The sequence below is a fragment of the Sphingomonas sanguinis NBRC 13937 genome (genome assembly GCF_001591005.1).
Taxonomy (GTDB): Bacteria; Pseudomonadota; Alphaproteobacteria; order Sphingomonadales; family Sphingomonadaceae; genus Sphingomonas; species Sphingomonas sanguinis.
Genome location: NZ_BCTY01000015.1, coordinates 19192 through 40550, shown reverse-complemented (window position 1 = coordinate 40550; position 21359 = coordinate 19192). Strand labels below are relative to the sequence as shown.

The 21359-nt window shown below is 67.8% G+C and carries 21 protein-coding genes; 11 read left to right on the top strand and 10 right to left on the bottom strand.

Annotated elements, in window-relative coordinates; genetic code table 11:
• The first annotated feature begins 7 nt into the window (after nt 1-7).
• From SSA01S_RS08615 to SSA01S_RS08595, 5 genes are all read left to right on the top strand, one after another.
• Nucleotides 8-790 carry a type III pantothenate kinase gene (locus SSA01S_RS08615; RefSeq protein WP_061780073.1) on the top strand — a complete coding sequence of 261 codons (783 nt, stop codon included), beginning with the start codon at nt 8-10 and terminating at the stop codon, nt 788-790.
• A 137-nt stretch (nt 791-927) separates the two neighbouring features.
• Entirely contained in the window at nt 928-2562 is a 1635-nt protein-coding gene (locus SSA01S_RS08610) for a ribonuclease J (RefSeq protein ID WP_061780072.1), read from the top strand.
• Nucleotides 2563-2565: 3 nt separating this feature from the next.
• A complete protein-coding gene (locus tag SSA01S_RS08605; RefSeq protein ID WP_058733369.1) occupies nt 2566-2841 on the top strand; it encodes a DUF1467 family protein in 276 nt (91 codons plus the stop codon).
• A 1-nt stretch (nt 2842) separates the two neighbouring features.
• Complete coding sequence (locus tag SSA01S_RS08600; RefSeq protein WP_061780071.1) at nt 2843-3568, top strand: helix-turn-helix transcriptional regulator; 726 nt, start codon at nt 2843-2845, stop codon at nt 3566-3568.
• A gap of 30 nt (nt 3569-3598) precedes the next feature.
• Nucleotides 3599-3970 (top strand): VOC family protein, encoded by a 372-nt coding sequence (locus SSA01S_RS08595; RefSeq protein ID WP_061780070.1) that lies wholly within the window; start codon nt 3599-3601, stop codon nt 3968-3970.
• Nucleotides 3971-3983: 13 nt separating this feature from the next.
• On the opposite strand, the gene SSA01S_RS08590 is transcribed toward SSA01S_RS08595, so the two are convergent.
• Complete coding sequence (locus SSA01S_RS08590; protein WP_240954549.1) at nt 3984-6305, bottom strand: coiled-coil domain-containing protein; 2322 nt, start codon at nt 6303-6305, stop codon at nt 3984-3986.
• A 102-nt stretch (nt 6306-6407) separates the two neighbouring features.
• Between SSA01S_RS08590 and SSA01S_RS08585 the strand changes: the two genes are divergently transcribed.
• The 4 genes from SSA01S_RS08585 (at nt 6408) to SSA01S_RS08570 (ending at nt 10433) form a co-directional block, all read left to right on the top strand.
• Complete coding sequence (locus tag SSA01S_RS08585) at nt 6408-6701, top strand: hypothetical protein (RefSeq protein WP_061780069.1); 294 nt, start codon at nt 6408-6410, stop codon at nt 6699-6701.
• Nucleotides 6702-6781: 80 nt separating this feature from the next.
• On the top strand, nt 6782-7966 hold the full coding sequence (locus SSA01S_RS08580; RefSeq protein WP_061780068.1) for a glycosyltransferase family protein: 1185 nt from the start codon (nt 6782-6784) through the stop codon (nt 7964-7966).
• 35 nt (nt 7967-8001) lie between these two features.
• Entirely contained in the window at nt 8002-9072 is a 1071-nt protein-coding gene (locus SSA01S_RS08575; RefSeq protein ID WP_061780067.1) for a DUF2336 domain-containing protein, read from the top strand.
• Nucleotides 9069-10433, top strand: a complete 1365-nt coding sequence (locus SSA01S_RS08570) for a sensor histidine kinase (protein WP_334316347.1) — start codon at nt 9069-9071, stop codon at nt 10431-10433. Before SSA01S_RS08575 ends, SSA01S_RS08570 begins: the two co-directional genes overlap by 4 nt.
• Before the next feature lie 142 nt (nt 10434-10575).
• Here the strand turns inward: SSA01S_RS08570 and SSA01S_RS08565 are convergent, their stop codons facing one another.
• The 3 genes from SSA01S_RS08565 to gltX are packed head-to-tail and all read right to left on the bottom strand — an operon-like array spanning nt 10576 to nt 13514.
• The gene (locus tag SSA01S_RS08565) at nt 10576-10788 is read right to left on the bottom strand and encodes a hypothetical protein (protein WP_058733375.1); all 213 of its coding nucleotides are present in this window, start codon (nt 10786-10788) and stop codon (nt 10576-10578) included.
• Nucleotides 10789-10791: 3 nt separating this feature from the next.
• On the bottom strand, nt 10792-12075 hold the full coding sequence (locus SSA01S_RS08560; RefSeq protein WP_061780066.1) for a citrate synthase: 1284 nt from the start codon (nt 12073-12075) through the stop codon (nt 10792-10794).
• A gap of 2 nt (nt 12076-12077) precedes the next feature.
• On the bottom strand, nt 12078-13514 hold the full coding sequence (gene gltX, locus SSA01S_RS08555; RefSeq protein WP_061780094.1) for a glutamate--tRNA ligase: 1437 nt from the start codon (nt 13512-13514) through the stop codon (nt 12078-12080).
• 79 nt (nt 13515-13593) lie between these two features.
• On the opposite strand from gltX, the gene SSA01S_RS08550 reads away from it, so the two are divergent.
• Nucleotides 13594-15678, top strand: a complete 2085-nt coding sequence (locus SSA01S_RS08550; protein ID WP_170171326.1) for a ComEC/Rec2 family competence protein — start codon at nt 13594-13596, stop codon at nt 15676-15678.
• Nucleotides 15679-15783: 105 nt separating this feature from the next.
• On the opposite strand, the gene lexA is transcribed toward SSA01S_RS08550, so the two are convergent.
• Genes lexA through SSA01S_RS08520 form a run of 6 tightly spaced genes read right to left on the bottom strand, consistent with a single transcriptional unit; the run spans nt 15784 to nt 20587 of the window.
• The gene (gene lexA / locus SSA01S_RS08545; protein ID WP_061780065.1) at nt 15784-16461 is read right to left on the bottom strand and encodes a transcriptional repressor LexA; all 678 of its coding nucleotides are present in this window, start codon (nt 16459-16461) and stop codon (nt 15784-15786) included.
• A gap of 55 nt (nt 16462-16516) precedes the next feature.
• A complete protein-coding gene (locus tag SSA01S_RS08540; protein ID WP_061780064.1) occupies nt 16517-17692 on the bottom strand; it encodes a molybdopterin molybdotransferase MoeA in 1176 nt (391 codons plus the stop codon).
• A gap of 51 nt (nt 17693-17743) precedes the next feature.
• Nucleotides 17744-18211: a cyclic pyranopterin monophosphate synthase MoaC gene (moaC, locus tag SSA01S_RS08535; protein ID WP_061780063.1), complete on the bottom strand. Its 468-nt coding sequence runs from the start codon at nt 18209-18211 to the stop codon at nt 17744-17746.
• The gene (trpC, locus tag SSA01S_RS08530) at nt 18208-18984 is read right to left on the bottom strand and encodes an indole-3-glycerol phosphate synthase TrpC (protein ID WP_061780062.1); all 777 of its coding nucleotides are present in this window, start codon (nt 18982-18984) and stop codon (nt 18208-18210) included. The genes moaC and trpC overlap by 4 nt, the downstream gene beginning before the upstream one ends.
• The gene (gene trpD, locus SSA01S_RS08525) at nt 18981-19976 is read right to left on the bottom strand and encodes an anthranilate phosphoribosyltransferase (protein ID WP_061780061.1); all 996 of its coding nucleotides are present in this window, start codon (nt 19974-19976) and stop codon (nt 18981-18983) included. Before trpD ends, trpC begins: the two co-directional genes overlap by 4 nt.
• On the bottom strand, nt 19973-20587 hold the full coding sequence (locus SSA01S_RS08520; protein WP_061780092.1) for an anthranilate synthase component II: 615 nt from the start codon (nt 20585-20587) through the stop codon (nt 19973-19975). The genes trpD and SSA01S_RS08520 overlap by 4 nt, the downstream gene beginning before the upstream one ends.
• A 199-nt stretch (nt 20588-20786) precedes the next feature.
• On the opposite strand from SSA01S_RS08520, the gene SSA01S_RS08515 reads away from it, so the two are divergent.
• Nucleotides 20787-21221, top strand: coding sequence for a hypothetical protein (locus SSA01S_RS08515; protein ID WP_058733382.1), 435 nt, complete (start codon nt 20787-20789; stop codon nt 21219-21221).
• Nucleotides 21222-21359 lie beyond the last annotated feature (138 nt).

Genomic DNA, 21359 nt, shown 5'->3' with positions numbered 1-21359 from the left:
GACTTTCATGCTGCTTGCGATCGATGCCGGGAACACGAACGTGGTCTTCGCGCTGCTCGAAGGGCGGACGATCAAGGGCCGCTGGCGCATCGCCACCGATCCGCGCAGGACAGGTGACGAATATGCGGTCTGGCTCAGCCAGTTGCTCGCGCTGGAGGGCTATGCGCGCGAGGATGTGACCGGCGTCATCATCGCCACGGTCGTGCCGCGCGCGCTGCACAATCTTCAGGTGCTGGCGCAGAAATATTTCAAGGTCGATCCACTGATCGCCGGTCGTGCGCCGGTGGAATGGGGCATCGCCATCGATGTGGACGAACCCGCCTCGTTGGGCGCGGACCGGGCGGTCAACACGATCGCGGCGCATGAGCTTTATCCCGGCGACCTGATCACCATCGATTTCGGCACGGCGACGACCTTCGACATCAGCGACTATCAGGGTGCCTATAAGGGCGGGATCATCGCGCCCGGCATCAACCTGTCGCTCGACGCGCTGGTCACCGCCGCCGCCAAGCTGCCGCGCATCGCCATCGAGGCGCCGGAGAGCCGCAGCGTCATCGGCCGCAACACGGTCGACCAGATGCATATCGGCATCTTCTGGGGCTATGTCGCGATGATCGAAGGCTTGGTCGCGCGGCTGAAGGCGCAGGTCGGGCGGCCCGTGAAGGTGCTCGCGACCGGTGGCCTGGCAGCGCTTCTGAGCCCGCATACGGACGTTTTCGATCATATCGAGCCCGACCTGACCATTCAGGGGCTGGCGATCCTGTGGGAACGCGCCCATATTGAGGGCTGAAGTTTCGGATCGGGCAGCCCGCGAAGACCCGCAGGGCGCCCGCATCCGCGAGAGAATGACCGCGCCCTGACCGGCGCAAAACCTAATGCCCCTGGACCTCGCTTGCAGCGGGGAGGGGTTCCATTGTCAGGAAGTGAATGACTCCCAAGAAAGAATTGCTGTTCTGCGCGCTCGGTGGCTCGGGCGAAATCGGCATGAACGTGAACCTGTACGGCACCGAAGGTAAGTGGGTGATGGTCGATTGCGGCATCACCTTTGCCGATCCTGCCTATCCCGGCATCGACGTAATCCTGCCCGACCTGAGCTTCATCGAGGATCGGCTGGACGATCTTGTCGGCATCGTGCTGACCCATGGTCACGAGGACCATATCGGCGCGCTGCCCTATCTGGCCGAAGATCTGGGCGTGCCCATCTATGCCACCGCCTTCACCGCCGGGCTCGTCCGCGGCAAGCTGGAGGAAGAGGGCAGCGCGAACCGCGTCAAGCTGCGCGTGATGGAGACGGGCAAGACGTTCGAGGTCGGTCCGTTCGATTTCACTTTCGTGCCGCTGTCGCACTCGATCCCCGAAGCCAATGCGCTGCTGATCGAGACCGCCGTCGGCCGCGTGTTCCATACTGGCGACTGGAAGCTCGACCAGACCCCCGTCATCGGCAAGCCCGCCAGCCCGGCGCAGCTGTCGTCGATCGGCGACATGGGCGTCGACGTGCTGGTGTGCGACTCGACCAACGCCTTCAACACCGAAGCCTCGGGTTCGGAAGCCAGCGTTCGTCCCGGCATCGCGGAGACGGTGGCCAAGGCCAAGGGACGTGTCGTCGTCACCACCTTCGCCTCCAACGCCGCGCGTCTGGTGACGTTGGGTGAGGTGGCCAAGGAGACGGGGCGCAAGCTGTGCGTCACCGGCCGTTCGCTCGACCGGATTTTGAAGGTCGGCAAGGCCTGCGGGTACTTCAAGGGCTTCCCGGAGACGGTCGATCCCGAAACCGCAATGCGCCTGCCCAAGGACCGCGTCCTGATCGTCGCCACGGGCGGCCAGGGCGAACCGCGCGCGGCGCTGTCGCGTATCGCCGAGGGCAGCCATACGATCCGGCTCGACACCGGCGACACCGTCATCTTCTCGGCGCGCCAGATTCCAGGTAACGAGACGGCGGTCGGCCGTATCCAGAACATCCTGGCGGGCAAGGGCGTCCGCATGGTCACCGAGCGTCAGGCGCATGTCCATGTGTCGGGCCACCCCGGCCAGCCCGAACTGGCGCAGATGTACAAGTGGCTGCGCCCGCGTACGCTGATGCCCGTGCATGGCGAAATGCGGCACATGATGGAGCATGCCCGCTTCGCCACGACGCAGGGCGTACCGCAGACCTTGGTCCAGTCGGACGGCGACATGGTCCGCCTGCTGCCCGGCAACGCGACCAAGATCGGCAATGTCCCGGTCGGACGACTGGTGCTGGACGGCGACGTCATCCTGCCGTCGGACGGCTCGACGATGAACGAGCGGCGCAAGCTGGCGATCAACGGCCAGATTTCGGTCGGTGTCGCGGTCGCCAAGGGGCGGCTGGTCGGCAGCCCGCAGGTTCGTGTCCAGGGTGTGCCGGTCGAGGATGAGCGCGATGCGTTCATCGCCGAGGCCATTGCCGCCGCCGCCAAGGCGGTGGACGGTCCGCGCCGCAACACCGACAAGCTGCGCGAGGACATCCGCCTGTCGGTGCGCAAGGTCGCGACGCGCTGGACCGGCAAAAAGCCGATCGTCGATGTCCTGCTGATCGAGGGATAAGCCATGCACTGGACGTCGGCCCTTGCGATCTACGTCCTGTTCTGGTTCCTCGCCGTGTTCCTGGTCCTGCCCTTCGGGGTCAGGACCACGCACGAGGTCGGTGCCGAGCATATCCCCGGCACCGCCGAGAGCGCGCCGCACGTCTTTCTGATCGGGCGCTTCTTCGTTCGCACGACGATCGTCGCGACGGTGATGTTCGTGCTGTTCTACCTGAACTATGTCTATGGCTGGATCACCGCCGACATGCTCGACTGGAGCGGGGTGAGCCGGGGCGTCTGACATGGCGCGTGCGTCCCGCCTGTTCGATCTGCTGCACCTACTGCACCGCCAGAGCGGCGTCGTGTCCGGGCGGCATCTAGCCGAGCAGCTCGGTATCTCGCTGCGTACCCTCTACCGCGACATCGCGACGCTTCAGGCGATGGGCGCGGATGTCGAAGGTGGGGCGGGGGTGGGCTATCGCCTGAAGCCTGGTTTCATGCTGCCGCCGATGAGCTTCCCGGTCGAGGAGATGGAGGCGCTGGTCCTCGGCGCGCGCTGGGTCGCCGAGCGCGCGGACCCCGCGATGGGGCAGGCGGCGCGTAGTGCCGCCGCATGGATCATGCGCGCGATGACGCCGGAGCAGGCCGAGGCGATGCGCGGTACTCATTTGTTCATCGGTCCGCACTCCGAACCTTATGAGGCGAAGGTCGATCCTGCTCCCTTGCGCGCGGCCATCCGCAGCGAGCGACGCCTGTCACTGATATACCGCGATGCGGAGGGGCGGCCTTCGGAACGGATCGTCTGGCCGTTTGCGATCGCCTTGTTCGACAGGGCGGATGTCCTGCTCGGCTGGTGCGAGTTGCGGAGCAATTATCGCACGTTTCGCATCGACCGGATCGTTGCGGCGCGCGTTCTGGAAGGGCGCTATCCGCGTCGCCGTACACTGCTGCTACGCGAATGGCGCGAGGCGAACGACCTTCCGCTGGAGCGCTTCCTGCTGACGGAAACTGACGCAGGTATCGAATAGGCACGGCTTCTCGAACCAAGGAGCTATGCCATGACCTGTCCTGAAACGACGATCCTGCAGCACGTCGCCGATCCGGCGGCCAGCGTGGAATTCTACCGCCCAATTCTAGGCCGTGAGCCGCTGGATGTCAGCGACGCCTTTGCCCTGTTCGCCCTTTCGCCCGGCCATGCGCTGGGACTCTGGCAGCGTGACGTGATCGATCCGCCCTCCGATAACCCCACGGGAGGCATCGAGATCGGGCTCAAGCAGAACGGCCGCGAGGGTGTGGATGCCCGTTTCGCGGAGTGGGTGGCGCAAGGTGTGACGATGCTGATGCCGCCCATGGACCGCCCCTTCGGGCGGAGCTTCGTCGCGCTCGATCCCGATGGGCATCGGGTGCGGGTCTATGCGCTGAACCGCTGAGCGCCGCACTCCATTACCGCAACCGTTCGATCGCTTGGGCCAGCGCGACATAGAGCTTGCCCATGTCGGAGGAGAGCAACGTCACGCCCAGCGGCGATCCGTCACGCTGGGCGAGTACGCCGCGCAACATCGCTTCGAAATCATGGATGTAGCGGTTCACATGGTCACGGAACTTGGCATCGTCGTCATACAGGTCGGCGATGTCACGCGCCTGATGCGAATCCAGGATGCGCACCGCGCGCCGAGTGAAGACGCCGCGATCCCCCTTCAGATAGGCGGCCCAGGCGCTGTCGGTGACCTCGGGCGCATAGATCTTGGTGATGTCGATCGACGCCGAGTTGAGCGATTCGACCAGCAGAGAGGCCCGGCGCGCGAAATTGTCGCGGTCGGCCTCTTCGCGTTCGGTCCGGGCATCCTCGATCCGCGATTCGACGAGTCCCGTCTTCTCGACGATCAGGTCGGCCTGGCGCGCCAGCCGCTCGGTCGCGCGGGTTGCGGCCTCGACGGCGCTTTGGGTCGCGTCGATGATGGCGTGGACCTGTCGCTCGACCGTGTCGCCGGTGGCGCGACGCATTGCCTCGGCGCTCGCCTGTTCCAGCGCCTGCGCGGCTTGGGGAATGACCTCGGCCAGCGTCTCGCGCGCCTTTTCGGCGGCGGTCGCGGCGGTTTCGCGCACATGCAGCAGCGCGTCGACCAGCTTCGGCGCGGCCTCGTCGGCGAAGCGGTGGGTGCGGTCGATCGTCTCGTCGACCATCATGCCCAGCGCATCGGCCTTGGCTCGCCCGCTCGTCAGCGTTTCGATCAGCGAGCCGGACAGCGTCTCCAGCGTCTGGCGCTGTTCGGCGATGACATCGGCAATGGCCTCGATCGCCTCATGCGTGCTCTCCGCCGCGGCGACCAGCGCGAGCAGTTCGGGCTTGGTCTGCACCACGATCTCGTGACTGGCGTGCATCCGCTGATCGAGTCGGCCCAGCGCTTCGGGCAGCGTCTCGTCGATCTCGCGCGCGGCGGCATCGAGGGCGATCAGCAGCGTTTCGGTGGTGCCGATGACGCGGTTGGCCATGGTCTCGCCCGCCTCCAGCGCACCGGTCATCGCATCGGCCGAGCCGCCCAGCGCGCTGATCGAGGCTGCGAGCATCTGCGACTTCTCGGTCCCCTGGGAATGGAGCACGGCGATCCGTGCCTCCACTCGGTCGAGCGCGGTGTCGAGCGTGTCGATCATCGCCTCACCCGCGATACGCTGCGCCTCCAACTCGCCGGTCAGGCGCGTCACCGCACCGTCGACCGTGGTGATCCGTTCGGCCAGCGCGTCGGCACTGTTGCGCGCGGCGTTGTCGAGCGCGGCCTGGTTGGCGCTGACCATCGCCAGCATCGCCTCGCCCTGCGCCGCGATGCCCTTGCGCGACTGGTCGATCGCCTCGGCCGTGCGGTCGAGCAGTTCGTCGATGGTGACCGCGACATTGGCGGTGACGTTTTCCAGATGCTCGCTGGCGGTCCGGCTGGTCGCCTCCATCTGTTCGATATGGCTGGCGAGGCGAAGCGCCGCGCCGCTGGCGATCGTGTCGGCGTCCTGCCCGCGTCGGCCCAGCGCCACGAATTGCGCATCGAGCGCCGCCGCATGGCTTTCCGCAGAGCGTGCCGCCTCGGCCATCCGATCGCTCGCCTCGCCGACCTCGTCCGCCGCACGGGGCAGGGCGTCGAGCAGCTGGGTCAGGCTCGCCTGGCTGGTCCCGGCAATCTCGGCCAGCGTCCGGCCGTGCGCTTCGACCATCTGGATATCGTCGGCCAGATCGCGAGCGATGGTGTTGAAACGGGTTTCGGCCGCCTGGGCCATTTCGGACAGGGCAATTGCCTGGGCCGACAATTCGGAGCGGTTCGCGGCCAGCGCCTGGCCGATCGCCTCGACCGCACGCTCCAGCGCCATCGCCTCGACCCGCATGTCGTGCGCGGTCATGGCGAAGCGGCGCTGTTCCGCGCGGCTGGTCCGCTGCACGATCAGCCAGAGGATCGCGATCAGCATCGGCCCGGCCAGCGCCATGGTGACCAGCGGTGCCAGCGTCGCGGGCGAGAGCTCGGACGTGCGGCTCAGCCCCCAGCCCAACACCGCCCCGGCCCAGACCAGTGCCGCCGCGATGGCCAGGATCATCGGCGCGCGGGCGGGCGGCGTCAGCTCGGCCGGTTCGGGGCCTTCGTCCAGCCAGGGGCTGTCGGCGACGGGGAGGGGCGACGGCGCCGCGTGTTCGGCCGGGAATGGCGCGGGATAGGCCGCCTGCTCGGCATCCACGTCCGGCATGTCCGACCTGTCCTGACGCTCCGCGCGCAAATCCACGATCATCTGAGCCCCCGTGTCACAATGGGTCGGTTTATCACGTTTGTTCGTCGCAGAAAGCGAATTGCGCTATTCCGTGCAGCGGCTCTCCCGGTTTAGGGGGAGCGCATGACTTATGAGCACGGTACGATTGACTCTGCCCTGGCGGCGGTGGCCGGTGATGAACCGGCTGTCATCCAGGATCTGCGCTGCGCGTTCGTCGAGGGCGTGACGCGCGCGCTGGAGTCGATGCGCCTCGCCGAGGACGGCCAGGAATGGCGCGAAGCATCCTTGCGACTCAAGGGCTTGGCCGCCAGCGTCAATGCGCTGCCGCTGATGACCCTGGCGGGACAGGCGGCGGATCGCGATACCCCTGACGCCGCGCTGCTGGACAAGATCGCCGAGGTCGTTGCCCGGCTTTGAACGGTGGGGGGACCGGGGCGGGCGACCGCTTCGGACGCTCGGGGCTGGCATGGTGGGCGGCAAGCGCCTAACAGCACGCCATGCTGTCCGGTCTTCTTTTCGCGATTGACGACGCCGACGACCGCCCCGGGCGGTTGACGGCCACCTTGCCGTTCGCAGGCGTCACCCTGATCGAGTATCAGGCGCGGCTGCTGATGGCGGCGGGGGCGGCGCAGATCATCATCGTCGTGGCCCGGCTGACGCCTGAGCTACTGGGTGCCATTGCGCGCATCGCCCAGCGCGGGGTCGTGGTCGATACGGTGCGCAGCGCGGTCGAAGCGGCGGAGAAGCTGCATCCCCTATCGCGGCTGGTGGTACTGGCCGACGGCCTGATCACCACCGAGGACACCATCGCGATGGTCCTGCGCGACACCGGGCACGATGCGCTGATTGTGCTGCCCGAGGCGGCGGCCGAGCCGGGGCTGGAGCGGGTGGGCGGACACATGGCCTGGGCTGGGGTAGCCCGGATCGACCCTCGCCGCGTGGCCGAGGTCGCCGCATTGCCGCGCGACTATGACCTGCAATCTACCCTATTGCGAATGGCGGCGCAGGCTCGCGCGACGCATATCCCGCTGCCCGCCGATGCCGAGAAGGCGGGGCATGGCATCGTGCAGCGCGCCGAGACGCTGGACGCTCGCGGCCGTGCGGTCGTCGCCCGGCTGGTGTCGGGACGACGCAGCTGGTTCGATCGTTACATCCTGGCACCGGTCGCACGGCTCGCCCTGCCGCGTCTGGTCGAGCGCGCCGTGCCCGCCCATGTCGCCGGGGGGGCTGGTGCCGGTCTGGGTGCGCTGGGGCTGGTGCTGATCCTATTTGGTTTCCCCGCGCTGGGCCTGTTCGCGGCAATCGCGGGAACGCTGGGTCTCGGCCTGGGCGAGACGCTGGCGGGCCTGCGTGACGAGCAGGGGGCGGCCCGTGCTCAGTCGGCGGCGATTGCCGGTCTGGCTGCGCTCGCCATCGCGGCGCTGGGGTGGCAGCAATATCGGATGGGCGGTGATGAAGTCGCCCCGGTCCTGGCGCTGATGCTGGTGATTCTGGGCAGCCTGGCGGAGCGGGCGGGGCTGTATCGCTTCCGTCGGCGCTGGTGGGCCAGCCCGCCCGCCTATCTGATGGTCCTTTGGCCCATGACCCTGCTGGGCGCCGGCGTGTGGGGACTGGCCCTGGCGAGTGTCTATGCGATCGTCACTTTGACGTCCGCAATCGAGACATTGCGGTCGCAAGTTTAGTGTCGCTTTAACATCAAAGGGGTTAGCGGTGCCGGATGGCGGTCGAACCGGACCCATTTCAGGCTTCCGAATGGCAGGGCGCGGCATTGTCCGCGCGCGTCGCGGCGGCGCGTGCGCGGGCGGTCGCCCGGCGCGACGGAGCGCTCGCGGACCTGGGTCTGGCCGATGACGTCCGGCTGACCGAGCGAATCCGGTTTGAGGTGACGACCCGGCTGCGCACGCTGGTGGAAACGGTGGCGCGCGACCTGCTGCGCCAGGTGGAACGCCTGACCCGCGATGGAGAGAGTGCTAGCCCGATGCCGCCCCCCGGCACCGTGTTCGAGCGATTGCGACAGGCCGGATGCCTGAGTGACGCTGAACTCATGACCGAATTGGTGGCCCAGGTCCGGCTGGCGTTGCTGGCCGAAGGATTGCCGATCGACAGCATGGCGGGGGATGCGCCCAGCCTGCTCGTCCGACTGACCGAAGCGCCCGACCGGATCGTCGCGGCGGCGGCGCGCGGCGTGCTGGTGGCCGAGGGGCGTGTCCGCACTGCCGGGCTGGAGGGCGAGGCGGTGGCGCTGCCCGCCGAGCAGCATCACCGACTGGTCTGGATGATCGCGGCGGTGCTACGCCAGGGTGGCGATGTGGCTCATGACAGGGCTTTGGCCCAGGCGGCGGAGCGGGTGCTCGCCGCGCAGGAGGCCGGGGATCGGCCGCTCGCCGCGACGCTGAAGCTGGCCGCCGCGATCGACGCACGCGCGGCGGAATTGCCCGAATTGCTGGTCGAGAGCCTGTCCGATCGCCAGCTGGGCCTGTTCATCGCGCTGCTGACCCATGCCTGCGGCATCGACGTCGACCTGGTGCGTGAGATCGTACTGGAGCCGGAGGGCGATCGCCTCTGGCTCGTGCTGCGCGCGCTCGATATGGATCGGGCGACGATCGCGCGGATCGGCTGGGCTCTGTGCGAGGCTGATGGCCGCCGCGACGTCGAGGGCTTTGCCGACGCGGTCGAGGCGATCATGGCGGTGTCGCCGGAGGATTCCCGCCAGGCCATCGCGTCCCTGAGGCTGCCTCGCGCGTTCCGTGAGGCGATGGAGCGGTTGGAAGGTTTCGCGCGTCGATGACCTCGATGGATAGCCCCGGCGAATCGATGGTCGCGCGTGCCATTCTGGACGCGGGCGACCATATCCTGTCGGCCGACCCCCCGATCGAGCTGCTGCATATGCGCGCCGGGGGCGGGGCGGGGGACCGGATGGCGGTGCCGCCGATCGCGCGGGTGGCGCGGCTTGCCCGGCGGCTGGGCATTACGGTGTCGCGCAAGGTGCTGGTCGCCGATGACGAGGGCGATCTCGACCTGTGGGTCCAGGCACGGCCCGAGACCGGGCAAATTCGCTTGAGCGTGAGCGGCTGGCGCGACCGCAGCGCGTGGAGGCCGAGCGCACCGCCGCCCGATTATGCCGCGGCCGGTGCCGATTTCCGCTGGGAAACCGATGCGGCGCTTCGCTTGACCTTCCTGTCGCCGGGGGCTGGCCTGCGTCATGGTTTCGATGCCGAGGCGATGCTGGGCCGTCCGCTGAACGCGCTGTTTGTCTTCGATCCCAAGGCGACGGGCACGAGCCGCCTGCTGGACGAGGCCGCGCCGCTCGACGGACGCGGGGCCCGACTGCGCCCGACCGATGCGCCGGTGCGGCTGTCGGCCGCGATCCGCCATGATGGCATGGGCGGGATTGCGGGGCTGGTCGGCGCCACCTTCTTGATCGACGAGCCCGGCGAGGACGATAGCGACGCGCTCATTCCGCCGGGCGGTCCGCCGCTGACCGAGACGTTTACGGCGGGGTTGGACAAGGCGTTGCGCACGCCCTTGGCGCGGATCGTCGCCAATGCCGACAGCATCGCGGCGCGGGCAGACGGGCCGATTGCGGCGGAATATGCCGACTATGCGAACGACATCGCCCATGCCGGACGGCATCTGATGGGGCTGGTCGACAATCTGGTCGAGTTGCAAGCGATCGAGCAGGCCGATTTCCGCCTGACCGCGACCCCGATCGACCTGGCCGATGTGGCGCGCCGCGCGGCCGGACTGCTGGGTGTACGCGCGGACGCTGCCGGGGTGACGATCCGCCGTCCCGCGCTGTCGGAGGGGCTGCCCGCGATCGGCGATTTCGGCCGGTCACTGCAGATCATGATCAACCTGATCGGCAATGCCGTGCGCTATTCCCCGCGCGGCGGCGAGGTGGTGGTCACCGCCGAGCGCGACGGCGAATGGGCGCTGGTCGGCGTCGCCGATCACGGCAAGGGCATCGCACCCGAGGATCAGGCGCGCATCTTCGAGAAGTTCGAGCGCGTCGACCCGAGCGAGCCGGGCGGCAACGGCCTGGGCCTCTACATCGCCCGCCGCTTGGCTCGTGCGATGGGCGGCGAGCTGAGCGTCGAGAGCGCGCCGGGCGAGGGGGCGATCTTCACTTTCCGCCTTCGGTCGCGATAGGTCCGATCGCTTTAATCCTCCGGATCGGAGAGGCGCACAGCGTACGTCGATCGCGAATATCCGCAACTATGGCCTGTGAAACATCCCGGCCATAAAAAAAGGGCTCCCGAAGGAGCCCTTTTTCGTTTCCGAGAACGGACGCTCAGCGCCGCCTTTTGGGCAATCGCCGGGCGATCAGGATCAGCAGCAATCCCCCGACCGCGACGAATGCGCCGCGATCGGCCCATTCGCCACGACCGAGCATGAAGCTCTCGTCGGGCCAATGGATATAGCCCAGGCCCTGACCGATCCACAAAGCCCCCGTAAGCGCCAGCAGGACGCCGATGGCGATCAGGATCGGCCGGGCCCGGTTCATGGCTTAGCGCTGCTCGACCGGAACGTACGAACGCTGCGTCGGGCCGGTGTACAGCTGACGCGGGCGGCCGATCTTCTGGTCGGGATCGGTGATCATCTCGTTCCACTGCGCGACCCAGCCGACGGTGCGGGCGAGGGCGAACAGCACGGTGAACATCTCGGTCGGGAAGCCGATCGCCGACAGGATGACGCCCGAATAAAAGTCGACGTTCGGGAACAGCTTCTTCTCGACGAAATATTCGTCGTTCAGCGCGATCTCTTCGAGGCGCAGCGCCGTCTCGAACAGCGGATCGTTAACCTTCAGCGCGTCGAACACTTCGCGCACGGTCTTCTGCATCACGGTCGCACGCGGGTCGTAGTTCTTATAGACGCGGTGACCGAAGCCCATCAGGCGGAACGGATCGTTCTTGTCCTTGGCGCGCGCGATGAACTCGGGGATACGCTCGGGCGTACCGATCTCGCGCAGCATGTTGAGCGCGGCTTCGTTCGCGCCGCCATGCGCCGGACCCCAGAGGCAGGCGATGCCCGCCGCGATGCACGCGAACGGGTTCGCACCCGACGAACCCGCCAGACGCACGGTCGAGGTCGACGCGTTCTGCTCGTGATCGGCGTGCAGGATGAAGATGCGGTCCATCGCCTTTTCGACGGCCGGGTTCACCTCATACGGCTCAGCCGGAACGCCGAAGGTCATGCGCAGGAAATTGCCGGTGTAGGACAGCGAGTTGTCGGGGTACAGGAAGGGCTGGCCCACGCTATACTTATACGCCATCGCCGCGATCGTCGGGATCTTGGCGATCAGGCGGTGCGAGGCGATGGTGCGCTGTACCGGATCATGGATGTCGGTCGAGTCATGATAGAAGGCCGACAGCGCGCCGACGACGCCGCACATGATCGCCATCGGATGCGCATCGCGGCGGAAGCCACGGAAGAACGCCGCCAGCTGCTCGTGCACCATGGTGTGGCGCGTGATGGTGGTGGTGAATTCCGACAGCTCGCCCTGGTTGGGCAGTTCGCCGTTCAGCAGGAGGTACGCGACCTCCATGAAGCTGCTATTCTCGGCCAGTTCGCCGATCGGATAGCCGCGGTGCAGCAAAACGCCTTCGTCACCGTCGATATAGGTCAGCTCCGACCGGCACGAGGCGGTCGAGGTGAAGCCGGGATCATAGGTGAAGGCACCCGTCTGGGCATAGAGCTTGCGGATGTCGACCACGTCCGGGCCGATCGAGCCCGACATGACCGGATAGTCAAAGCCCTTGCCGCCGATGTCGAATTTCGCGGTGTCGCTCATACTCAATGATCCTTCCTATCTGCGGTCATCTGGTCCGCGATCCGCCCCAGGCTTTCTTCACGGCCCAACACAGCGAGCACGTCGAAGATCCCCGGAGACGTCTTGCGTCCGGTCAAGGCAGCACGGAGTGGCTGGGCGACCTGTCCGAGTTTTACCCCCTCGGCTTCGGCCACCTTGCGTACCGCGTCTTCCAAAAGCTCCGTATCCCAGTTGTGCACCGCGTCAAGCGCAGTGTGAACGGAAAAGAGAATGCCCCGTGCCTTTTCATCGAGCAGGCCGGTGGCAGCGTCGTCCAGGCTTAACGGACGGGTCGCGAAAAGGAACCGCGCGCCCTCGGCCAATTCGTTCAAATTCGCCGCGCGGGGCTTCAGCGACGGCATGGCGGCGGTCAGCAGCGCGACGTCCTCGACACCCATCCGCTTGGCCACCAGATCGGCCAGGCGTGCGTCATCGGCCTCGCGGATATAATGGCCGTTGAGGTTTTCGAGCTTCTTCAGGTCGAAACGCGACGGGGCCTTGCCCACGGCGGCGAGGTCGAACCACTTCACCGCCTCGTCCCGCGCGATGATCTCGGCATCGCCATGACCCCAGCCCAGGCGGAGCAGATAATTGTCGAGCGCTTCCGGAAGGATGCCCATTTCGTCGCGATAGGCCTCGATGCCCACCGCGCCGTGGCGCTTGGAGAGCTTGGCGCCGTCCGATCCGTGGATCAGCGGGATATGCGCATAGATCGGCTCGGCCCAGTCCATCGCCTTGTAGATCGGCAGCTGACGGAAGGCGTTGTTCAGGTGATCGTCACCCCGGATAACATGGGTCACGCCCATGTCATGGTCGTCGACCACCACCGCCAGCATATAGGTCGGCGTGCCGTCCGACCGCAGGAGGACCAGATCGTCCAGCTCGGCATTCTGCACGGTGACGCTGCCCTGTACCCGGTCCTCGATCGTCACCGCCCCCTCGCGCGGCGCGCGCAGGCGAACGACGAAGGGCTGGCCCTCCGGCGCGGTGGCGGGATCGGCGTCGCGCCAGGGCGAGCGGATGCGCAGCGGCTGCTTGGCGGCCTGTGCGGCTTCACGCTGCGCGGCGATCTCTTCCTGCGTCATGTAGCAGCGATAGGCATGGCCCCGCTCCATCATCTCGCGGGCGACCTCGGCATGGCGGTCGGCACGGGCGAACTGGAACACGGCGTCGCCGTCCCAGTCCAGGCCCAGCCAGCGCATGCCGTCCAGGATCGCGTCGATCGCGGGCTGGGTCGAGCGGGCGCGATCGGTATCCTCGATCCGCAGCAGGAACTTGCCGCCATTCGCCCGCGCGAACAACCAGTTGAACAGCGCGGTGCGCGCGCCGCCGATATGGAGGAAACCGGTCGGCGAGGGGGCGAAGCGGGTTACCACTGGCGTGGCGGTCGACCCGTTGGCGATATCATTAGTTGCGCTCAACCGCGCATACTCCCAATCATGAATTTCGATGGCCCATTCAGCCGCCGCAGCCCCTAGCATCAAGCGTCCGCGCCGCCAAATGTCGTGCCTCATTTCGCTGGAGAATTGGGCGGATGCGGAGCGGGACCAGCTGGCGCTTTGGGTTCCGGTCATGCTGGGTGGCGGCATCGCGGCCTGGTTCGTGCTGCCCGATCCTGTGACGTGGTGCGCGGCGGCATTGCTGGTCGCCGGGGTGGCGCTGGCGGCGCTGACCTGGTTCGGCGGCGGGCGGGTGACGCGGGCGTTGGCGCTGGGTGCATGCCTGATGCTGGCCGGGCTGCTCGTCGCCTGGGCGCGGGCCGAGTCGGTCCGGTCACCGGTCCTAGTACGGCCGGTCATGGCGGACATGGTGGCCGAGGTCGAGCTGGTCGACCGGCTGGCGGCGCGGCAGATCGTGCGGCTGATGCTCCATCCTGTCGACGCACGAGACGGGCGGGGCACCCGCATCATCCTGCCGCCGCGCATCCGGGTGTCGCTGGCGCAAGAGGACGCCCCGGCCGGTCTGGGGCCGGGCGCGCGGGTGCGGCTGCGGGCGCGGCTCATGCCACCGGCCCCTCCGGTCGCGTCGGGCGGCTATGATTTCGCGCGGGCGGCCTGGTTTCAGGGCATCGGGGCGACCGGGCGGGGCTTCGCACCGGTCGCAGTGCTGCGCGGCGCGGAACGAGGCGATGGCCTTCGCCAGAGGCTGTCGCGGCGGATCACTATGCATGTGGCGGGTAGCGAGGGCGGCATTGCGGCGGCACTGGCGACCGGCGATGTCGGTGCGATCGGGCAGGAGGATGCCGAGGCGATGCGCCGCGCCGGGCTCGCGCATCTGTTGTCGGTCAGCGGACTGCATATCACCGCCGTGGTCGGGATCGTGATGGTGCTGACGATCCGGCTTTTGGCGCTCTGGCCGTGGCTGGCGCTGCGGGTGCGCCTGCCGCTGGTCGGCGCGGCGGCGGGGGCGCTGGCGGCGATCGGCTATACCTGGCTAACGGGGGCGGAAGTGCCGACGATCCGGTCCTGCGTAGCCGCGATGCTGGTCCTGGCGGCGCTGGCGCTGGGGCGTGAGGCGATGACCCTGCGGCTGGTCGCGGCGGGCGCGTTGATCGTCCTACTCTTCCGGCCCGAGGCGCTGGTCGGCGCGAGCTTTCAGCTGTCCTTCGCCGCGATCACCGCCATCGTCGCGCTGCACGAGCATCCGGCCGTGCGGCGCTGGCTGGGACCGCATCCCGACTGGCGCTGGGCAATGCTGCGCCATCTCGGCGCGCTGCTGGCGACCGGCGTGGTGGTGGAGGCGGCGCTGATGCCGATCGCGGTCTATCATTTCCACAAGGCCGGGCTGTACGGCGCCTTCGCCAATATCGTCGCCATCCCTTGGACGACCTTCGTCGCGATGCCGCTGGAGATGATCGCGTTGTTGCTGGAGCCGTTCGGGCTGGGTGGCCCGTTCTGGTGGTTGCTGGGCAAGGCGCTGGGGCTCTTGCTCGGCCTGGCGCGCTGGGTTTCGGCCATGCCGGGGTCGGTGGTCGCCTTGTCGGTCGCGCCGTCCTGGGCTTTCGGCGTGGCGGTGGGAGGGGGGCTGTGGATCGCCTTGTGGCGGACGCGGTGGCGATGGCTGGGGTTGCCGTCACTGGCGCTGGGCGTCGCGGTCATGCTCGTGGCCCCCGCGTCCGACCTGATCGTCACCGGTGACGGCCGCCATGCCGCCATCGCGACGGATAAGGGGCTGGCTCTGCTGCGCGACCGGGCGGGGGACTATATGCGCACCACCTTGTCCGAACTGGGTGGGAGCAGTGCGGAGCCGCTGGCACTGGCGGATCAAGCCACGGCGCGTTGCGGCCTGGATATGTGCGTGACCCGGTTGCAGCGGGGGGAGCGGACTTGGCGGATCGCCGCGACGCGGAGTGGTTATCCGGTGCCCTGGGCCATGCTTGTTACCCTATGCGAGCGGGTCGATATCGTGATCGCCGATCGGCGGCTGCCCGAGGCTTGCAAACCGCGCTGGCTGAAATTGGATGCGCCTGCCTTGCGCCGCACGGGTGGGGTTTCGATCCGGCTCGATCCGCCGATGGTGCGGACGGCGCGCGAACCGGGCGACCGGCATCCTTGGGTCGCGGGAGCGGAGGGGAGGGGCCGTTGAGGATTGGCGGTGGGCGCTTTTACCGCCTCACCCTCGCCCTTTTGACGCTTTGCGCGTCCCTCCCTCTCCCGGTGGGAGAGGGATTATGGCCGGACCTTGCCCGGATCAGTCGTAGCGGCGGAGAATGCCCGACAGCTTGCCCTGCACCCGTACCTGTGCGGGGGCATAGCGTTGCGGATCATAGGCCCGGTTGGCGGGGTCGAGCCGGACCATCGAGCCCTCGCGGCGGAAATATTTGAGCGTCGCCTCGCTGTCGTCGATCAGGGCCACGACGATCTGGCCGTCGCGCGCCACATCGGTGCGACGGATCAGCGCATAGTCGCCGTCGAGGATACCGGCCTCAACCATCGAGTCGCCGGATACCTCCAGTGCATAATGCTCGCCCGAGCCGAGCAGCGCGGCCGGGACGGCCAGCGTCGAGCTGCTCTCGAACGCCTCGATCGGCACACCGGCGGCGATCCGGCCGTGCAGCGGAATCTCGACCACGTCGTTCGCGGGCTCGGCGAGCGGCTTGGCCGCCGGAGTGCGAACATTCACGTCGGCCGAGGCGGACACCGGCTTTTCGGGGCGGTCGGGCATCCGCAGCACTTCCAGCGCGCGGGCGCGATTGGGCAGGCGGCGGATGAAGTGGCGTTCCTCCAATGCGGAGATCAGGCGGTGGACACCCGACTTGGACTTGAGGTCCAGCGCCTCCTTCATCTCCTCGAAGGACGGCGACACGCCGGTTTCCTTCAAACGGTCATTGATGAAGCAGACAAGCTCATGCTGCTTTGCGGTGAGCATCGCGATCCTCCGTCCAGAACAGACGTGGAACTTATATGGAACGTTTTGGCTTGCGTCAAGCGAGCATCAGGATTTCCGCCGAGTCGCCTGCACATGCTGCGGCAGCATGCGGCGGACGGATGACCAAGCAGGTGGACCGCGCCAAAGTGAGCAGCATCGAGCTGTCCTGAATGGCCGCCGCATGGACCCGGCCATCGATCATCGCGGCGCGCAGATAGTCGATACGCGGCCCATTGGCGGGCAAGTCCTCACCCAGGATCGCCGGGATCGGCGTGGGGAAGGGATCGGCCGCGCCTGCCAGATGCGCGATCAGGGGGCGGACGAACAGGGTCGCGGTAACGAAAGCGGAGACGGGATTGCCCGGCAGGCTGAGCACCACCGTTTCGCCCAGGCGGCCCGCCATCATCGGCTTGCCGGGGCGCAGTGCAATGCGCCAGAAATCGACGCTGCCGCCCGCCGCCTTCAGCGCGGGCTGGACGAGATCGTGGTCACCGACCGAGGCGCCGCCGGTCGTGACCAGCAGATCGGCCTCCACACCGGCAAAGGCGTCGCGCAACGCCTCCAGGTTATCGGGCAATATACCCAGGTCGATAATGTCGACCGGCAGGTCGGCCAGCATGGCCGCGAGCATGACGCCATTCGATTCGGGGAGGGCGGCGCCATCGTCCGATCCCGGCGGCACCAGTTCGTCGCCCGTCGCCGCGATGGCGACGCGGACGCGGGGGCGGACCGGCAGATGGTCGTGACCACCGGTCGCGGCGACCGCGATCCGCGCCGGGGTCAGGCGCTGTCCGGCCACGATCAGCGACGCGCCCTGCTCGAAATCCAGTCCGCGCCGCCGGACATTGCGACCGACATGGCCCGGGCCTTCGCCAGTCAGCAGCAGCTGGTCGCCGTCGCGCCCGGCTTCTTCCTGGATCAGAACGGTGTCGGTGCCGGGTGGCAGGGCGGCGCCGGTGAAGATGCGCGTCGCTTGCGCGCGCCCGACCTGACCAGCAAAGGGACGTCCCGCCGCGCTTTCGCCGATGACCGTCCATGGCCCCGGCATATCGGCAAAGCAGATTGCATAGCCGTCCATCGCCGACAGATCGCTGGCGGGCTGGGTCCTGCGCGCGGTGACGTTCTGAGCCGCCCAGCGTCCTGCCGCCTCGCGCAACGGCACCTCGACCACGGGGCGTTCGGTGGTCAGCGCGAGCAGGCGCGCCTGGGCTTCGGGGACGGGTAAGAGAATGACGGTCGCTCCTGTTGGCCTTGAGGACGCTTCGGCAGTCGCGGCGTTCCGTCAGGCGTGCCAGTCGCCCGACTTGCCCCCGGTCTTGGCGATCAAGCGAATATCGCCGATCGCCATACGCTTATCGAGCGCCTTGGCCATGTCGTAGACGGTCAGCAGCGTGACCGACACGGCGGTCAGCGCCTCCATCTCGACCCCGGTCTGCCCGGCCGTGGCGGCGGTCGCGGTGGCGGTCACGCCGGTGGCGTCGAGCGCCAGGTCGATCTCCACCTTGCTCAACGGCAGGGGGTGGCAGAGTGGAATGAGGTCACTGGTCTTTTTGGCGGCCATGATCCCGGCGACACGCGCGACCGCCAGGACATCGCCCTTCTGGACGCTGCCCGCCCGGATCGCGGCGGCGGCATCCGCCGACATGGTGATGCGGCCCGACGCGATGGCCTGTCGCGCGGTTATCGCCTTGGCACCGACATCGACCATCCGGGCCGAGCCTTCGTCATCCAAATGGGTCAGCCCGCTCATCCGATCAGCGCGCGGGTGGCCGCCTCGACATCCTTCTGGCGCATCAGCGCTTCGCCGACCAGGAAGCAGTGGATGCCATGCGCGGCCATCGCGTCCAGATCCTCGCGCGTCGTCAGCCCGCTTTCGGCGACGAAGGTGCAGCCTGCCGGCGCACGACCGACTAGTTCATAGGTCCGCTGAAAATCGACCGAGAAGTCCCTCAGGTCGCGGTTGTTCACACCGATCAGCCGCGATGTCAGCCGGGCGGCGCGCTCCATCTCGGCGGCGTCGTGCACCTCGACCAGCGCGTCCATCCCGCATTCGATCGCGGCGGCCTCGATCTCCTGCATCTGGGTGTCGTCCAGCGCGGCGACGATGATCAGGATTGCGTCGGCCCCCAGCGCACGCGATTCATGGACCTGCCAGGGATCGACCATGAAGTCCTTGCGCAGGACCGGGATCGATACGGCGGCGCGCGCCTGTTCCAGAAACACGTCCGCGCCCTGGAACCAGCGCTCGTCGGTCAGCACCGACAGGCAGGCGGCACCCCCGGCTTCATAGGCGCGGGCATGGGCGGGGGGATCGAAATCCTCGCGGATCAGGCCCTTGGACGGGCTGGCCTTCTTGACCTCGGCGATCAGCGCGTGGCCGGTCTTGGCATCCAGTGCGGCGCGAAAGCCACGCGGGGCGGAGACGGTCGCGATCTTGGCGTCGAGATCGGCGTGCGACATGGTCGCCTTGCGCGCGGCGACATCGGCGCGCTTGGTTTCCAGGATGCGGTCGAGCATCGTCATCGGTAGGCAATCCATCGATCGAGAAGCGCCGCGGCCTCGCCGGTGTCGATCGCACGGGCGGCGGCAACCGCGCCCTGGGCGAGGTCGGCGCTGTGCCCGGCGACGAGCAAGGCGGCGGCGGCGTTGAGGAGGACGGCGTCGCGATACGCGCCCGTCTCTCCGGCGAGAAGGCGGCGCAGCGCCTCGGCATTGTGCCGGGCGTCGCCGCCGCGAATGGCGGTGATGGGATGGCGGGCCAGTCCGGCATCCTCGGGCGTGATCGTCGCGGGCGCGCGGACATCGCCGACCGAAACCGCGATGCTGGGCCCCGCACCCGACAGTTCGTCCAGCCCCTCTTCACCGGACACCACGAGCGCGGCCGTCGCGCCGAGCTGCTCCAGCGCCTCGGCATAGACGCTTGCATAATCCGGGCGGGCGATACCGATCAGCTGGCGCCCGACATGCGCCGGATTGGCGAGCGGACCCATCAGGTTGAAGATCGTCCGCCGCCCGATCTTGCGGCGGATCGGCGTGATGCGCGCCATGGCGGGGTGGTGGTTGGCGGCGAACAGGAAGGCGATGCCGATATCGCTCAAGCTCGCCTGCGCGACGGCCCCGGCGCGTTCCATATCGAGGCCAAGGACTTCCAGCGTATCCGCCGCGCCCGCCTTGGACGAGGCGGCGCGGTTGCCATGCTTGGCGACCGGGACGCCCAGCGCCGCGACGACCAGCGATACGGCGGTGGAAACATTGAGGGTATGATGCCCGTCGCCGCCGGTGCCGCAGACATCCACCGTGCCCTGCGGCGCTTCGATCGGGATCAGTCGCTCGCGCATCGCCCGGGCCGCTTCCGCGATCTCGATCGAGGTTTCGCCGCGATCGGAGAGAGCGATCAGGAAGGCCGCGATGCTTTCGTCATCGGCCCGGCCGTCGAGGATGTCGGCAAAGGCCGCATAGGCGGTCTCGCGCGACAACGGGCTGACGGGATCGGGCAGCAGCGCGATGGTGGTCACGCGGCGGTCTCGACCGGCGGGCGCAGTCGCGCGGGCAGCTCATGCGCCACACCCGCTTCGCGCAGGAAATTGGCGAGCATGGCGTGGCCGTATTCGGTGGCGATGCTCTCCGGGTGGAACTGGACGCCGTGGATGGGAAGCGTCGCGTGGCGGAAGCCCATCACCGTGCCGTCCTCGGCGCGCGCATTGACGACCAGGCTGTCGGGCACGTCGTTGACGATCAGCGAGTGATAGCGGGTCGCGGTGAAGGGCGAGGGCAGGCCGCGGAACAGCCCGGTCCCGTCATGCAGCACCGGCGACGTCTTGCCATGCATCAGCCCGCCGCGCTCGACCAGCCCGCCGAAATGCTGGCCGATGGCCTGATGGCCCAGGCATACGCCGAGCAGCGGGCGCCCGGCCTCGGCAGCGGCTGCGACCAGATCCAGGCTGACGCCGGCTTCGGTCGGGGTGCACGGGCCCGGAGAGATAAGAAAGGCTTGCGCCCCCGACGAGAGCGCTTGGCCCGCCGAGATCGCGTCGTTGCGGACCACCTCCACCTCACTGCCCAATTCCTGAAGATAATGGACGAGGTTCCAGGTGAAGCTGTCGTAATTGTCGACGACCAGGATCATGCCACCGCCATAGCCCATCGTACGGGCGGTGCAATGCCTGCCTGACGCATAGGTCGGCCAGGATCGCGCTCGCCCGCGACATATGGCCGCAATTTTGCCGGAATAGCGCCGTTAGGACGATCCGTTCGGCGTGGAGCCCCGTTCAGCGCGGAGCAATGCGCCGCGTTCGACGTTAGAGTCTCAAAGGAGTCCCGTTGCCATGGTAAGAGCCGCCCTGATCGCTGCCCTGTTGCTGACCCCGGGAGCGGCTTTGGCCCAGCAATCGCCGAACAACCCCCAGGCCGAGAGTGGCCAGCCGCCCAAGCGGGTGCGCCAGGTGACTTTGACCGGCGATCAGAAATGCCCGGAAAGCACCGCCGAGGAAGTGGTGGTCTGCGGCCGGGACGACGAACCTTACCGCATTCCCAAGGCGCTGCGGAACGACAAGCCGATTCCTGCGCAGAACCAGAGCTGGGTCAACCGGGCCGCGACGATGGACCAGGTCGGTCGCGTGGCGGGCGGCATTCCCGACACCTGCTCGCCGGTCGGTACGGGCGGCCAGAGCGGATGCAGCATGATGTGGAACCAGCAATATCAGGCTGAGCGTCGTGCGCGCCGCGCCGAAGCGACGCCGCCTGCGGCCGATGGCGAGTAACGGTTCAGGGCCTAAAGGCTAATCCAAATCTGTTCCCCGGCGAAGGCCGGGGCCCAGCTTCTACCAAGCTGAAAGCGCGCAGGGCGGTGCGTGGGAGGTAATTTCCCGTATCGCAAACGTCATAGCAACTGGACCCCG

What these genes read in the sequence shown, in the direction of transcription:
- trpC (WP_061780062.1), bottom strand. Translation starts at nt 18,984, where the DNA reads ATGACGATGCTCGACCGCATCCTGGAAACCAAGCGCGCCGATGTCGCC.
- SSA01S_RS08565 (WP_058733375.1), bottom strand. Translation starts at nt 10,788, where the DNA reads ATGAACCGGGCCCGGCCGATCCTGATCGCCATCGGCGTCCTGCTGGCG.
- SSA01S_RS08590 (WP_240954549.1), bottom strand. Translation starts at nt 6,305, where the DNA reads ATGATCGTGGATTTGCGCGCGGAGCGTCAGGACAGGTCGGACATGCCG.
- SSA01S_RS08575 (WP_061780067.1), top strand. Translation starts at nt 8,002, where the DNA reads ATGGCGGTCGAACCGGACCCATTTCAGGCTTCCGAATGGCAGGGCGCG.
- SSA01S_RS08580 (WP_061780068.1), top strand. Translation starts at nt 6,782, where the DNA reads ATGCTGTCCGGTCTTCTTTTCGCGATTGACGACGCCGACGACCGCCCC.
- SSA01S_RS08550 (WP_170171326.1), top strand. Translation starts at nt 13,594, where the DNA reads ATGTCGTGCCTCATTTCGCTGGAGAATTGGGCGGATGCGGAGCGGGAC.
- SSA01S_RS08600 (WP_061780071.1), top strand. Translation starts at nt 2,843, where the DNA reads ATGGCGCGTGCGTCCCGCCTGTTCGATCTGCTGCACCTACTGCACCGC.
- SSA01S_RS08515 (WP_058733382.1), top strand. Translation starts at nt 20,787, where the DNA reads ATGGTAAGAGCCGCCCTGATCGCTGCCCTGTTGCTGACCCCGGGAGCG.
- SSA01S_RS08595 (WP_061780070.1), top strand. Translation starts at nt 3,599, where the DNA reads ATGACCTGTCCTGAAACGACGATCCTGCAGCACGTCGCCGATCCGGCG.
- SSA01S_RS08570 (WP_334316347.1), top strand. Translation starts at nt 9,069, where the DNA reads ATGACCTCGATGGATAGCCCCGGCGAATCGATGGTCGCGCGTGCCATT.
- SSA01S_RS08585 (WP_061780069.1), top strand. Translation starts at nt 6,408, where the DNA reads ATGACTTATGAGCACGGTACGATTGACTCTGCCCTGGCGGCGGTGGCC.
- moaC (WP_061780063.1), bottom strand. Translation starts at nt 18,211, where the DNA reads ATGAGCGGGCTGACCCATTTGGATGACGAAGGCTCGGCCCGGATGGTC.
- SSA01S_RS08615 (WP_061780073.1), top strand. Translation starts at nt 8, where the DNA reads ATGCTGCTTGCGATCGATGCCGGGAACACGAACGTGGTCTTCGCGCTG.
- SSA01S_RS08605 (WP_058733369.1), top strand. Translation starts at nt 2,566, where the DNA reads ATGCACTGGACGTCGGCCCTTGCGATCTACGTCCTGTTCTGGTTCCTC.
- lexA (WP_061780065.1), bottom strand. Translation starts at nt 16,461, where the DNA reads ATGCTCACCGCAAAGCAGCATGAGCTTGTCTGCTTCATCAATGACCGT.
- SSA01S_RS08560 (WP_061780066.1), bottom strand. Translation starts at nt 12,075, where the DNA reads ATGAGCGACACCGCGAAATTCGACATCGGCGGCAAGGGCTTTGACTAT.
- SSA01S_RS08520 (WP_061780092.1), bottom strand. Translation starts at nt 20,587, where the DNA reads ATGATCCTGGTCGTCGACAATTACGACAGCTTCACCTGGAACCTCGTC.
- SSA01S_RS08610 (WP_061780072.1), top strand. Translation starts at nt 928, where the DNA reads ATGACTCCCAAGAAAGAATTGCTGTTCTGCGCGCTCGGTGGCTCGGGC.